Origin of the sequence: Providencia sp. PROV156, assembly GCF_028480905.1 — a bacterium.
Lineage (GTDB): Bacteria > Pseudomonadota > Gammaproteobacteria > Enterobacterales > Enterobacteriaceae > Providencia > Providencia hangzhouensis.
In genome coordinates this window covers 146170-159745 of the sequence record NZ_JAMPPE010000008.1, presented here as the reverse complement: position 1 = coordinate 159745, position 13576 = coordinate 146170, and the positions used below count along the sequence as shown (strand labels likewise).

The following is a 13576-nucleotide window of genomic DNA, read 5'->3' as shown; positions in this document are numbered from 1 at the left end:
AAGTATGACGAGTATCGAGTATAGAGAGGACAACTATGTACACTTTAATCATCAAACAAGGTAAGCGTATCGATGGCTCGATTATCGACATTCTTATTAAAGATGGAAAAATCGAAGCGGCAGGCCCTGAATTAGCGAATAATCAGCAAGCCGACAAAGTCATTGACCTACAAGGAAAAACTTATGTCAGTGCTGGGTGGATTGACTCTCATGCTCATTGCTTTGTTGAGTCACCTATTTACTTCGATGACCCTGATTTAGCAGGAGCCGCTGGCGGAGTTACCTCACTGGTTGATGCAGGTAGTGTCGGTGCTGATGATATTGATAAATTTTATCAGCTCACCCAGAAATCAAAAACGAATGTCTTTTCTCTGTTAAATATTTCACGTATTGGCATCATTGCGCAAAATGAATTGTCGGATATGAACAACATCAATGAAGCCTGCTTTCAAGACGCTATCGAGCGCCACTCCGGCTTTGTTGTTGGTATGAAAGCCCGTATGAGTAAAAGCGTGGTTGGTGAAAATGGCATTACCCCACTGGTTAAAGCTAAAGAAATGCAGAAAAAACACCATCTTCCACTCATGGTGCATATTGGCAACAACCCGCCGGATATTGATGAAGTCGCTGATTTACTGACGCGCGGCGATATCATCACTCACTGCTTTAATGGCAAACCCAATAAGATTTTAGGCGAAGATGGCTACCTAAAACCATCAATTGCTCGCGCACTCGCACGGGGTGTCATATTAGATGTTGGACATGGCGGTGAAAGCTTTAGCTTTAAAGTTGCAGAGCAAGCGATGCGCATTGGCACTTACCCTGACATCATCAGTTCCGATATTTACCACCGCAACCGCGTTAATGGCCCTGTTTATAGCCTCGCTTTTGTGATGACCAAATTTCTGTGTATGGGCTTTAGTGCGGAACAAGTGCTTCGCTGCGTTACCGAAAAAGCCGCCAACTTCTTATCGTTACCCGCAAAAGGCTATTTAAGGCCGGGCTTTGACGCCGACATAACCCTTTTTGACCTTAAAGAAGAGCAAACAGAGCTCACGGATGCAGAAGGCGAACACCGTATAGGCACTCACCGCTTCGTACCATTGGCTGCTATCGTCGGTGGAAAACACATTATTCATGCACAAGGTGAATCAGAACATGCAATCGATTTATGATAAATATCAGTTAAAACACGTTATTAATGCCTCTGGCCGCATGACAATTCTGGGTGTTTCAACGCCAACTCCAGAAGTTGTTGAACGTGTTGCTTATGGATTAAATAATTATTTTGAAATTAAAGACTTAGTTAATAAAACTGGCGAATATATTGCTAATCTATTAAATGTTGAAGCTGCGGTAGTTGTATCTTGTGCCTCTGCTGGTATTGCACAAGCTGTTGCAGCGGTGATTGTACAAGATGATGATGATTTACTGCTCAATTTGCATTCATCCGACAAAGTTGTTCCTCGTGAAATTATTTTACCTAAAGGCCATAACGTTAATTTTGGTGCCCCTGTGGACACAATGGTAAGCTTAGGTGGCGGTAAAGTAGTCGAAGCGGGTTTTGCTAATGAGTGCAGTGCCGCCCAGTTAGCAGCAAAAATCACCCCCAATACAGCCGCTATTTTGTACATCAAATCACACCATACCGTGCAAAAAAGCATGTTAACCGTGGAACAAGCCGCCAAAGTGGCTCATGACCACCAGCTCCCCCTGATCGTTGATGCCGCAGCAGAAGAAGAACTTACCGCTTACTACCAAGCCGGTGGCGATATTGTGATTTACAGCGGAGCAAAAGCAATCGAAGGCCCAACAAGCGGTCTGGTTATCGGTAAAAAACAATATATTGAGTGGGTAAAACGCCAAAGCCAAGGTATTGGCCGTGCGATGAAAGTGGGTAAAGAAGGTATTTTGGGGCTCACACTCGCTATCGAACAGTACCTGACTGCGACCAAAGAAACAGGCGCAGAGATGGTTAATCGAATGAGTCAATTCATCAGTGATTTAAATGCCATTAAAGGTATCTCTGCTCGAATCGTCTGGGATGGTGCAGGACGTGATATTGCCCGTACCGAGATTAGCTTTGATGAAAAAATGATAGGCAAAACCACTTACCAAATCATGGCTGAGCTAAAGCAGGGCGATACCGCGATTTACTTCCGTGAGTACAAAGCCAACGAAGGAAAAGTAGAGGCTGACATTCGTAGTGTTAGCACTGAACAACTTGATGTTATTTCTAAGAATATTCGTTTGTTAGTAGAAGGAATTTAAGATGAAATTGTCACCGAATTTTTATCGTGACCGTGTCTGTTTAAACGTACTGGCAGGCAGCCACCAGAATGCAAAAGATATCTATGCCGCAGCAGAAACCTTTGTTGTTGTTGGTGTTTTATCTAAAAATTACCCTGACTTAGAAAGTGCCATTGCAGATATGCGCATTTATGCACAAGAAACCGATAATGCATTATCAGTTGGTCTCGGCGCTGGCGACCCAAATCAGTCAACCATGGTGTCGTTAATCGCAAAAGAAGTTCAACCACAACACGTTAACCAAGTATTCACTGGTGCACCAATTAGCCGTGCACTATTAGGCCAAAACGAAACCTTCGTGAATGCGCTCATATCACCCACAGGCACGGTAGGTATGGTGAAAATTTCTACAGGCCCACTAAGCTCTCAAGCGCCAGATGGCATTGTTCCGGTTGAAACTGCCATTATGATGCTTAAAGACATGGGTGCTGACTCAGTTAAATTCTTTAATATGAAAGGATTAACATATATTGAAGAATATAAAGCCATTGCCAAAGCTTGCGCTGACTTTGATTTTTCTTTAGAGCCTACAGGCGGCATTGATTTAGATAACTTTGCTGAAATTTTGCAAATTGCCCTTGATGCAGGCGTGAAAAAAATCATTCCTCATATTTATAGTTCCATCATTGATAAAGAAACGGGCAACACTCGCCCAGAAGATGTACGTCAATTATTGCAGATGGTTAAGCAAGCGGTTAATTGATGTGGTAGTAAGCAGTAAGTCAGAAAATAAATATAAGCGAGTAAATAAGTATAAATAAGCAGTACAAAATCTGTCATCATGACAAAACAACAAGTTGCCCCGCTCATCATTGTATGCAGCGGGGCTTTTTATTACACATCAATGACCTATCATTCTTGCATTTGGTATAATATGAAACCAATAATTATCAGGTACTGGGCTATCCCAAACGCCAAAATACATAGCAATACCAATAATAATAAATAAAACTGCTAAGGTTAGAATTGCCATCATCCAACCCGATAAGCGAAATTGATGTTTTTTTGTTGGCACTTGCAATGAAAAATCCAACGTTGATGCAACAGGGCAAGATTCAACGCAAGTCATACATCCCGTACATTCCACCGTTCTTACAGTAATTAACTTATCGACAGGTATCCGTGATGGGCAGTTCTTGGCACATTTTCCGCAATCAATACAACTTTCCACATTTCGCCGAATTTTAAATGGCGAAAATAACGAAAAAATGCCTAACAAAGCGCCATAAGGACACAAATAACGGCACCAAGCATTACGAATAAACAAGCTTGCTATCACTAAAATGACCACAGTAATAAGCGCAAACAAGCTAATATAACGAAAAAAATCCAACATTTTTACGTCAATAATGATCCCATAAGGCGACATCATAAAATATTGGATCATCTGCGCAGACATGGAAAATGCAATATAAAGAAAGAAACCTAATAACAAATATTTTAGGCCCCTTAAAGGGATATCGAGCCATTTAGGTAAGCTAATTTGGTTTTGATAACGAAAGACTTTTTTCCCTAACTTACCAGTGTACTCTGATATTGTGCCAATCGGGCACATCCATGAACAAAATGCTTTTTTGAACAGTAAGCTAATCACAATAAAAGAGACTAATAAAAACATTGAGGCCGCATGAATTGGCGGAAAACTCCCCGTTTCCAAGGTATATTTTAAATTCATTAACCCCGCAATCGGCAGCCAACCTTCAATTCCACCAGGGCGAGGAAGGTGAATTGTCGCCCCTCCAGTTTCGTAATATCGTACCCAGTAATAGAAGGTAACTCCAATATAAATATTGATTGCCAATAGCGTGAACTGTACAAATTTACGCCATGTTGATGCATTTCGCCAATCATTCCAAGGGAGTTTTCCCCCAGCTGTACCTGGGCGACGTTGGTACCTTACACGTGATTTCTTTACCATCTACGCACATCTCTTTAACATGCATTATAAATACCACTATTGTAATTACATATTCACATAGCGTATTGATTTGCATCAGAGGGTTGTGACGTTAATGACTTGATGTATCAAATGATGAAGACAAGCCAGAAAAGAAAGAAGAGAAGTATTTTTATATTAAATCAAAAGATTATGATTTTTTCTAAATAGTTCGTGTTATACCGAGGCGGCAAAATGAAGACAGCGCGGGGAGCATACAAAAGTATGTGACCCGTGTGGCTGAATGCAGCCAACACAGGTACAGCTCGAAGCATTATAAACTGAAATTTTTTCTAAATAATTCGAGGTGTGCCAAGGCGGCAAAATGAGGAAATCCCTAGGAGCATACAAAAGTATGTGACTAGGGCTGACGAGTGACGCCAACACAGGCACAGCTTGAAGTATGACGAAAAAATGGGAGTTGGCCGATAAGCCGGGTTCTGTCTTGGACAACCATTCATCTAGGCCAGCACTTACGCACTGGCTCCAGCAACCTACCCGAGTTCAATGCGGGCCGCACCATAAGAACCCCTATTTGGTCTTGCTCCGGGTGGAGTTTACCGTGCCACGAACTGTTGCCAGTCGCGCGGTGCGCTCTTACCGCACCCTTTCACCCTTACCTGATCCTGTAAACAGGCCATCGGCGGTTTGCTCTCTGTTGCACTAGTCGTAGGCTCACGCCTCCCAGACGTTATCTGGCACCCTGCCCTATGGAGCCCGGACTTTCCTCCCCTCTACCCGTCTCCCGAAGGGACTACGATAAAGCAGCGGTTGTCTGGCCAACTCCGCGGCGAATTATAGGCACTTTGTTGTTGCTTGTACAGACTCTAGCGTGTGCAATTTACCACTTATATCAATCAAATCGTGGTATTTGCCCAAAAATCATTCATCACTTTGATTATCAAGCATCAACTTATACAGCATATTTTTCTTGAGACCATAAATTTCAGCCGTGATTGCAGCCGCTTTTTTAGGGGGTAATTCTTTTTGTAATAAATTTAATGTTCTCACCACTTCAGGGGAAACTGCAGAGTCATCCGCTGGCTTTTTATACCCTTCGACAATCAACACCATTTCGCCACGGTGACGGTTTTCATCTTCTTTTACCCAAGCGAGTAATTCCCCCACTGGGCGGCCTTCAATGGACTCCCACGTTTTCGTGATTTCTCGCGCTAAAACAACATGGCGATCTGGCCCCCAGACTTCCACCATATCTGCTAAACTGTCTAACAAACGGTGGGTTGATTCATAGAAAATCAGCGTGCGAGTTTCTTGTTCGAGTGATTGTAAAACATCTTTACGCCCTTTTGTTTTAGCAGGTAAAAAACCTTCATAACAAAAACGGTCTGAGGGTAAACCCGCCGCTGATAACGCGGTAATAGCAGCACAGGCACCCGGTAAAGGTACAACACGAATACCCGCTTCGCGGCAACGATTAACTAGATGATAACCTGGATCATTAATTAAAGGTGTACCCGCATCGGAGACTAATGCGATACTATCACCTTGTTGAAGTCGACTAATTAATTGATCTGCCTTTTGCTGTTCATTATGATCATGCAGAGCAAACAACCGCGCATTTATCGCAAAATTCTGTAATAGAATGCCTGAATGCCGAGTGTCCTCTGCTGCAATAAGGTCAACATGTTTAAGAACATCCAACGCGCGTTGCGTTATATCCCCCATATTACCAATTGGGGTAGGGACAATATACAGCGTGGATGCCATAACCACAGCTTGATTAGGTTGGTTCATTGTTTCATCCGAATAGCCGGTTTAAAATTAAGCAATTGAAAAATACACCATTGGATACAGTATGCGTCCTTCAATTTTTTTGCATTTGAAAAAAGGGTTAATCTGCACAGCAATGCTGTCCACATTTGCACTGTCAGGGTGCCAAATTGTCTCGGAATACTTTCCGTCAACCCAAAAAACGCCTGAGCAAAGCACATCTGATGATGCTAGCCGTTACCAAGCAATCATTGATGCTGCACAAGGTAAGCCTTCAATGGAGGCGATAAGGGCCTACATTAGCCAAGAACCTTTATTAAAAACAGCCGCTGAACGCCAAGCTAATATTGATGGGTTATGGCAGATGTTAACACAGTTAACGCCAGAACAAATTCATGGAATTGGGGCAGATGAAAATATTCTTCAAGGCTGGGTCGATCTTTTAGATATTTATCAAAACAACCGAGACGACACAGATGCTTTACTTGCAGGCTATAACGATTGGAAAATGCGTTACTCGAATAACCCTGGAGTGACGGCAACGCCGACTCTTTTGCAACAAGCCATGATACCTCAAGTGGGCAAAAACCCTAAGATTGCATTGTTTTTACCCATGAGTGGGCAAGGACAAGTATTCGGTCAAGCGATTATGCAAGGCTTTATGGATGCACAAAAAGGCCTGCCTCAAGGGCCCGCTACTCAAACAGCCATAACACCGCCACCAAGTAGTGGAAATGATGTGCTTGACCAAATTTATGAACAAGTTGCAGCAACAACAGGTAATGCTCCCACTTCTAGCGATAGCGACGTGGTGACATCAACTTTGCGTATTGATGCCGCCCCTGTGAATACCCAAAGCGTCAAAGTGTTTGATACCACAAACAAGCAAATGCCTGAGCTTATTGAACAAGCGAAAAATGAAGGTTTCAATCTTATTGTTGGGCCATTATTAAAAAGTGACGTTCAAGTTATTACCCAAATGGGAGCGCCTGTTAGTGTGCTCGCTCTCAATGAGCTTGATGCGAACCAATTACAGCCTCGACCTAATCTTTGCTATTTTTCATTATCGCCAGAAGATGAGGCACAAAATGCTGCCGCTTACATGAAAGCTGAAGGTAAGCAAATGCCATTGGTACTAGTTCCCGCTAATGCTTTCGGTGATAGGATAGCCAAAGCCTTTGCACAAGGGTGGCAAGAAAAAGGCGGCGGGACCGTTTTAATGCAAACCTTTGGGTCTGTCCCTTCTTTAAAAGAGTCGATTAATCGCGGCGCAGGTATCCGTATGACAGGAACGCCTGTGAATACCGGAATACAATCGATAGACTCACAATATGTCGATTCAACTGGTGCGATTGACGGCGTTTATATTGTTGCCACTCGTGATGAGCTGACCTTAATCAAGCCAATGATTGAAATGGCAATTAGTTCTCGTTCTCGCCCTTCGCTTTATGCAAGCTCTCGCAGTAACCAAGCTGGATCTGGCGCAGACTACCGCTTTGAAATGGATGGCGTTAAATTTAGCGAAATCCCTTTACTCGCAGGTGCAAACAATAACTTACGTAAACAAGCCCAACAAAAGCTGAACAATGATTACTCTTTATTCCGCTTATATGCCATGGGTATTGACGCATGGTCTTTAGCCAACAATTACGACAAACTACAGCAATCGGGACAATTTCGTATCAATGGTGCATCAGGAACCTTGAGTACTACACCAAACTGTGTAGTGTTCCGAGAATTACCTTGGTTGCAATTTAAACAAGGCAAAGTGGTTTCCTCACAATAACATCACTGAATACTTCATTTTTTTTCAGACAAGGACGTCATGAGAATTATGCCAAAAGCCATACAATGGTTAACAGGCCGGTACTATGAAAATCAAGTGCTCGCATACCTGAAACAGCAGGGATTAACATTTGTTGAACGTAATGCAAGGAACCGAGGCGGAGAAATCGACCTCATAATGCGAGATAATACAAGTTGGGTATTTGTTGAAGTTCGGTTTCGCAAGAATTGTGATTACGGAGATGCACTTTTATCAGTAAACTGGCACAAACGTCGAAAACTATTAGCTGCTGCCAAATATTGGCTCTCACAAAGGCAAGAAAGTTTTGAAACCAGTGCATGCCGTTTTGATATCTGCGCCATCACGGGAAACCAATTTGACTGGATACAAAATGCATTCAACGAAAATGATATTTATTAACAAATGATATAATCAGTTTTATACGCTGATCATGCAGTCAACAAAGCTATAATTCAAATATAATGGCAATATACAAAAATAATTTGAATTATATCGAGGCGACAAAGGAAAAACTCGTGCTAGACCGAATAAAAGTTTGCTTCACTGAAAGTATACAAACTCAAATAGCAGCTGCTGAAGCGCTGCCTGATGCCATTTCAAGAGCCGCGATGATGATGGTTCAATCTCTACTCAATGGCAACAAAATTTTATGTTGTGGTAATGGTGCTTCTGCCGCTACTGCACAACGTTTTGCTGCAAGTATGATCCATCGCTTTGAAACCGAACGCCCTAGCTTACCCGCTTTAGCACTTAATACAGATAATGCAGTGTTAACTGCGATTTCGGGTAGTAAGCAGCCTTCTGAAATTTATGCGAAACAAGTTAGAGCATTAGGGCAACATGGTGATGTTTTGATGGCAATTTCAACCCATGGTAATAGTAGCGATATCATTAAGGCAGTTGAAGCAGCCGTGACTAGAGACATGACAATTGTCGCCCTAACAGGTTATGACGGAGGGGAACTCGCAGGTTTACTTGGCCCCCAAGATGTTGAAATTCGTATTCCATCCCAACGAAGTGTTCGAATTCAAGAAGTCCACCTTCTTACTGTAAATTGTCTATGTGACCTCATAGATAATACTCTTTTCCCACATCAGGACGATTAAGGAGATAAAATGCGATTAATTCCGGTTTTTGCCATAGTCATTAGTACTATTCTATTACAAGGTTGTATTGGTGCTGCTGTAGTCGGTTCCGCTGCTGTTGCAACAAAAAGCGCAACTGACCCTCGTACAGTTGGTCAACAAGTTGACGATGGCACCTTAGAAGCTCGAGTTAGTGGGCAACTGAACAAAGATAAAGAAATTACGGGCAAGGCTCGTATCATTGCAACCGCTTATAAAGGAAATGTTCTGCTAACAGGCCAAAGCCCTGATATGGCTTGGGCTGAACGAGCAAAACAAATAGCCTCTAACGTTGATGGCACCATCGCAGTTTATAATGAAGTCCGTAGTGGTGAGCCTGTTGATTTAGGTACAGCCTCAAAAGATACTTGGTTAACAACCAAAGTTAAATCTAAAATCCTCGCGAGTGATAGCGTTAAATCTGGTAGTGTGAAAGTCATTACTGAAAACGGTGAGGTTTTCTTGCTAGGTGTATTAACAAGGCAAGAAGGAGATGCAGCGGCTAAAATCGCTAGTGAAACAGATGGTGTTCGTCGAGTAACGACTGCTTTCACTTATCTTAATTAATCATAAACAATAATATATTGTTATAAAAACAAAAGCCGTGGGTTAAAAACCATGGCTTTTTTCTTATTCATTCATCAACTGGTTTATTTTCAGATAATTCTTACCTCCCAATAAGTGCATTTGGTTCAAGATCCAAGCTTGCCTTTTGAGCACATAAGAAGATGGGTTTTTTACACTATATCTATGAGGATTAGGCAAAACCGCAGCTAATAGTGCAGCCTCGCTCATTGAAAGCTTGCTAGCAGGCTTATTAAAGAATTTATTTGCAGCCTCTTCGACCCCAAAAACACCATCACCAAACTCTACTATATTAAGATAAACGGTCAGTATTCTTTTCTTTGACCATAAAATCTCCATAATAGGGGTCATTACTGTCTCTAAGCCTTTTCTTAACCAACTTCTTCCATCCCATAACCACACATTTTTTACTGTCTGCTGTGAGATAGTTGAAGCCCCTCTAATTGTTTGTTTATTACTCAAATTATGTTTGTAAGCTCGCTCAATTGCATCAAGGTCGAACCCCCAATGATGAGGAAAATTTTGATCTTCCGCTGCAATTACTGCTAAATAGATATACGGAGAAATGTGATTTTCATCTACCCATTCAGAATGAGACACATAAGAAAAATTTAAGTTTACCCATGCGCTAACTTGCCGTTCAATCATCACTGCAGAAAAAGGCACTGGTATGTATTTAAATAAAATGACTGAACAAATCCACACCACAAGTAATGAAAATGTGATCTTCTTTAACCAGTGCCATAATCTAGAAACAATAGTTCGCATTCAAATAATCACGCCATTTCCAATACTTTCTTAACAAGCTTATTAATACCCGTATTTGCTTCAGAAATTGATTGAGCTAGCATATAAGCAGGTGTTGTAACAACTCGGTTAACTTCATCAATTACAATATCATCAACAGCACATTTAATATGTTTCCCCCCCATAATTTCTATTTGAGCAATCGTTTCACTATCATCTCCAATAGTTAGTTCTACTGATGTATTTAACATTTTAGGAAGCATCACTGGAGCAATACACATCAGCCCTAGCGGCTTTTTCTGTTGGTGCATTTGGCGTACTAAACTTAATAGTTCTTTATTAATTTCACACTCGCTTCCTTTAACTGCGAAATCACATAAATTTTTTGCCGCCCCAAAACCACCAGGAATAATGAGGGCATCTAGCTTTGAAGCATCAGCTGACGATAAAGGTGATATTTTACCACGTGTAATACGTGAAGACTCTTCCATTTGGTTACGTTTTTCTGTTTTTAATTCTCCATTTATATGATTTATAACAGTAGGTTGCAACTCATCAGGCGCAAAAAAATGAACTTCAGCATTATATTGACTCAAAGCTAGCATAGTTAGCACTGACTCATGAATCTCGCTTCCGTCAAAAACACCGCAGCCACTTAAAATAACCGCAATTGATTTCATATCTTCCTCCATTTGTAGTAAATTATCTCTCAGGCGCTAAGGTGCATAAACATCAATCTTCATCACAGATTTTAATGAATCTTGTAACAGATTCGCTAAATTTTGGTATCTTGATGTTGCCCTTTACAGTGATATACCTAATTTTATGATTTGCAAAAAACAAAAAGCATATGCAAATCAACGATTTCCCTGGTGTTGGCGCAGTATTCGCGCACCCCAACTTCGGTTGGGGTTATTTTTTTGTACGCTCATCAACCCAGTTTCTCAAAGTTTCTATATCTGCTTTCCAATCCTGTTTTAATTCATCGACCCATTCTTGCACATTGTCCCACCATGCAGGTAAATCAGGAGATTGAATCTGTTGTGCAATTTTCTGTAAGTTCTTTAAGCCAACAGAACCTGCTGCGCCTTTGATTTTATGAGCTTCCTCAACAATCCCTTTTTGGTCTTTAGCCACCATATTTGAATCAAGAATAGCTAAGTAACCCGGCAGCATTTTTTCAAAGACATCTAGGCCATCATAAATAAGCTTAGGGCCAACTAACTCAATATACTGTTCTAGCATATCGCAATCGAGCCTAGATTCATCAACACTCGAAGTCTCATGCTCACCCGATATTTCTTCAGGTTGAGTAGATTGTTCCCCCCAAAATTGCTCAATAATTTGGGTCAATGCTGGAACTGATAATGGTTTACTCAATACCCCATCCATACCTGCATCAAAGTATTCTTTTTTATCTTTAAGAACATTTGCCGTTAAAGCAATCAATGGTGGTAAGTCTTGCTTATCATACTGCTGTTTGAGTTGCCGAGAGATATCTAGGCCTGTCATATCAGGTAATTGGATATCCAATAAAACTAAATCATATTCTCCAGGGGCAAACATCTCGAGAGCATCTTTCCCATTCATTGCTACATCAACCGTATTTCCTAAATTTTCTAATACAGAACAAGCAACAACAACATTCAGTTCAATATCTTCTACGAGTAAAATATGTAATGCAGGCAATGGGTAATCGTCTTCACTATCTTGCTGTTCAATAACATGACTTTCAACAACAGGCGCTGTGATAGATAAAGTAAAAGTGGAGCCTTGGCCTATTTCACTTTCAACTTGTATATCGCCTCCCATATTTTGTGCTAAGCGTCGAGAGACAGAAAGCCCAATACCCGTTCCAGTTGCAGGTTTACCTCCAGCAGAATCTGTTACTTGGTAATACATTGCAAAGATTTTATCTAATTCGCCCTTAGGTATACCTATGCCACTATCCTGAACCCTGAAAAACAATTTATTTTCAGCTTCTTGCCAAATACTAAGCTTCACTTCACCTTTTTGCGTGAACTTAACTGCGTTACCAATTAAATTCCACAATATTTGCCGCAAACGGGTCCCATCAGTTAACACCGTTTTCGGTAATGCAGGGGCAACATCCATGACAAATTTAAGCCCTTTTGGCTGTACCAATAATCCACTTAAATTCTCTAAATCATTCACAAATTCAGATAATGTGATGGGCTGGTTATCTAACTGAACTTTACGGCGTTCAATTTTATCCATCTCAATAATATCATTGAATATATTACCTAACGTAACGGCACTTACATGAATAGTTTTTAAATAGCTAGATTGTTCCGAAGTTAAATCTGTATCTAATAAAATTCGGCTCAAACCAACAATGCCGTTAAGGGGGGTACGAAGCTCGTGGCTGATTGTAGAAATAAAGGTGGTTTTCTCCCTACTCGCGCTCTCTAACGCCTCCTGATAGCGTTTACGCTCCGTTATATCGCGCCCAAAGCCCATCAGACCATGGCGTTTACCAACGCGATCATAAAAAGGCACTTTACGAAGTTCAAAACAGGCTTTACGACCATCTGGATATACCAACCATTGTTCATAAGTGAGAGAAACATTATGACGAAATACTTTTTCATCGGTTTCCATAACCTTAGAGGCAATTTCAACATCATAAATATCTAATGGAGTTAACCCAACTAAGTGTTTTTCACTTTTTCCAGTCAATAGTTCCATTGCCCGGTTACACCCCGAAAACTCATTATTTTCGTTGCGGTAATAAACTAAATCAGGTGAGGCATCGAGGAATGAACGAAGTAAAACAGATTGCTGCTCAAGTTCAATTTGCGTCTGCTCACGGTACTTCATTTCTTGTTTTAATTGTTCCAGAAGTTCTAAATGAGCACGCTCTGCTTTTTCTCGCTCTAGAATTTCAAGGTTAAGCTGTTCAATATTTCCCTGTAACTGAGTGTTTAAATCAGCATCACGTTTTCGCATAACTTCAAGTTTATCAACCATTCGCGATAAACGCTGCCGAGACTCTTCAAGCTGCTCAACCACCACCGATAAAAAGTAAACAGCTAATGGGGTAATAATTAACCCAAAGAAAATTGACCCCACCATATCGAGGCTATCAACATGCCCTCTTAAAACAATTGTCACTGCCATTTGCATTATCATGGCGAGAACAACGAGTGCAGATGCGAGTAACAGAGAAAATCGCACCAGCCCGAGCTTCATCATTAAATCGACATAGTATTGCGCAAGGCCGCGAAGTACTTTCATAACCACCCCTTAGTTAAATTCTCTTTGAATCATATATCAAACAAGGCAGTTTCGGATGATTATTCACTCGAAATGTCG

12 protein-coding genes and 1 other RNA gene are annotated in these 13576 nt (G+C 41.2%); 7 read left to right on the top strand and 6 right to left on the bottom strand.

Features of this window, described 5'->3' with window-relative positions; all coding sequences use genetic code 11:
• The first annotated feature begins 35 nt into the window (after nucleotides 1–35).
• Genes PSF31_RS08410 through dagF form a run of 3 tightly spaced genes read left to right on the top strand, consistent with a single transcriptional unit; the run spans nucleotide 36 to nucleotide 3013 of the window.
• Nucleotides 36–1175, top strand: a complete 1140-nt coding sequence (locus PSF31_RS08410; RefSeq protein ID WP_094961526.1) for an amidohydrolase/deacetylase family metallohydrolase — start codon at nucleotides 36–38, stop codon at nucleotides 1173–1175.
• The gene (locus PSF31_RS08405; RefSeq protein ID WP_004258195.1) at nucleotides 1159–2271 is read left to right on the top strand and encodes a DgaE family pyridoxal phosphate-dependent ammonia lyase; all 1113 of its coding nucleotides are present in this window, start codon (nucleotides 1159–1161) and stop codon (nucleotides 2269–2271) included. Before PSF31_RS08410 ends, PSF31_RS08405 begins: the two co-directional genes overlap by 17 nt.
• A gap of 1 nt (nucleotide 2272) precedes the next feature.
• Nucleotides 2273–3013 carry a 2-dehydro-3-deoxy-phosphogluconate aldolase gene (gene dagF, locus PSF31_RS08400; protein WP_004258199.1) on the top strand — a complete coding sequence of 247 codons (741 nt, stop codon included), beginning with the start codon at nucleotides 2273–2275 and terminating at the stop codon, nucleotides 3011–3013.
• 138 nt (nucleotides 3014–3151) lie between these two features.
• Here the strand turns inward: dagF and PSF31_RS08395 are convergent, their stop codons facing one another.
• From PSF31_RS08395 to rsmI, 3 genes are all read right to left on the bottom strand, one after another.
• Nucleotides 3152–4228: a 4Fe-4S binding protein gene (locus PSF31_RS08395; protein ID WP_096864416.1), complete on the bottom strand. Its 1077-nt coding sequence runs from the start codon at nucleotides 4226–4228 to the stop codon at nucleotides 3152–3154.
• Between the two features lie 431 nt (nucleotides 4229–4659).
• Nucleotides 4660–5033: RNase P RNA component class A (gene rnpB, locus PSF31_RS08390), an RNA gene on the bottom strand.
• A gap of 95 nt (nucleotides 5034–5128) precedes the next feature.
• Nucleotides 5129–6001, bottom strand: coding sequence for a 16S rRNA (cytidine(1402)-2'-O)-methyltransferase (gene rsmI, locus PSF31_RS08385; protein WP_004258206.1), 873 nt, complete (start codon nucleotides 5999–6001; stop codon nucleotides 5129–5131).
• Nucleotides 6002–6062: 61 nt separating this feature from the next.
• Here rsmI and PSF31_RS08380 point away from each other — a divergent pair, with 61 nt between their 5' ends.
• From PSF31_RS08380 to dolP, 4 genes are all read left to right on the top strand, one after another.
• A complete protein-coding gene (locus tag PSF31_RS08380) occupies nucleotides 6063–7763 on the top strand; it encodes a penicillin-binding protein activator (protein ID WP_110591218.1) in 1701 nt (566 codons plus the stop codon).
• Between the two features lie 39 nt (nucleotides 7764–7802).
• Nucleotides 7803–8183: a YraN family protein gene (locus PSF31_RS08375; protein WP_096864414.1), complete on the top strand. Its 381-nt coding sequence runs from the start codon at nucleotides 7803–7805 to the stop codon at nucleotides 8181–8183.
• Nucleotides 8184–8299: 116 nt separating this feature from the next.
• Nucleotides 8300–8890 carry a DnaA initiator-associating protein DiaA gene (gene diaA, locus PSF31_RS08370; protein ID WP_004908326.1) on the top strand — a complete coding sequence of 197 codons (591 nt, stop codon included), beginning with the start codon at nucleotides 8300–8302 and terminating at the stop codon, nucleotides 8888–8890.
• A gap of 9 nt (nucleotides 8891–8899) precedes the next feature.
• Entirely contained in the window at nucleotides 8900–9475 is a 576-nt protein-coding gene (gene dolP / locus PSF31_RS08365) for a division/outer membrane stress-associated lipid-binding lipoprotein (RefSeq protein WP_004258215.1), read from the top strand.
• Nucleotides 9476–9538: 63 nt separating this feature from the next.
• Here the strand turns inward: dolP and mtgA are convergent, their stop codons facing one another.
• The 3 genes from mtgA to arcB all read right to left on the bottom strand — a co-directional run bounded on the left by mtgA (nucleotide 9539) and on the right by arcB (nucleotide 13498).
• Nucleotides 9539–10261: a monofunctional biosynthetic peptidoglycan transglycosylase gene (mtgA, locus tag PSF31_RS08360; RefSeq protein WP_096864413.1), complete on the bottom strand. Its 723-nt coding sequence runs from the start codon at nucleotides 10259–10261 to the stop codon at nucleotides 9539–9541.
• A gap of 8 nt (nucleotides 10262–10269) precedes the next feature.
• Nucleotides 10270–10920: an isoprenoid biosynthesis glyoxalase ElbB gene (elbB, locus tag PSF31_RS08355; RefSeq protein ID WP_096864412.1), complete on the bottom strand. Its 651-nt coding sequence runs from the start codon at nucleotides 10918–10920 to the stop codon at nucleotides 10270–10272.
• A gap of 232 nt (nucleotides 10921–11152) precedes the next feature.
• Nucleotides 11153–13498 (bottom strand): aerobic respiration two-component sensor histidine kinase ArcB, encoded by a 2346-nt coding sequence (arcB, locus tag PSF31_RS08350; RefSeq protein WP_004258220.1) that lies wholly within the window; start codon nucleotides 13496–13498, stop codon nucleotides 11153–11155.
• Nucleotides 13499–13576 lie beyond the last annotated feature (78 nt).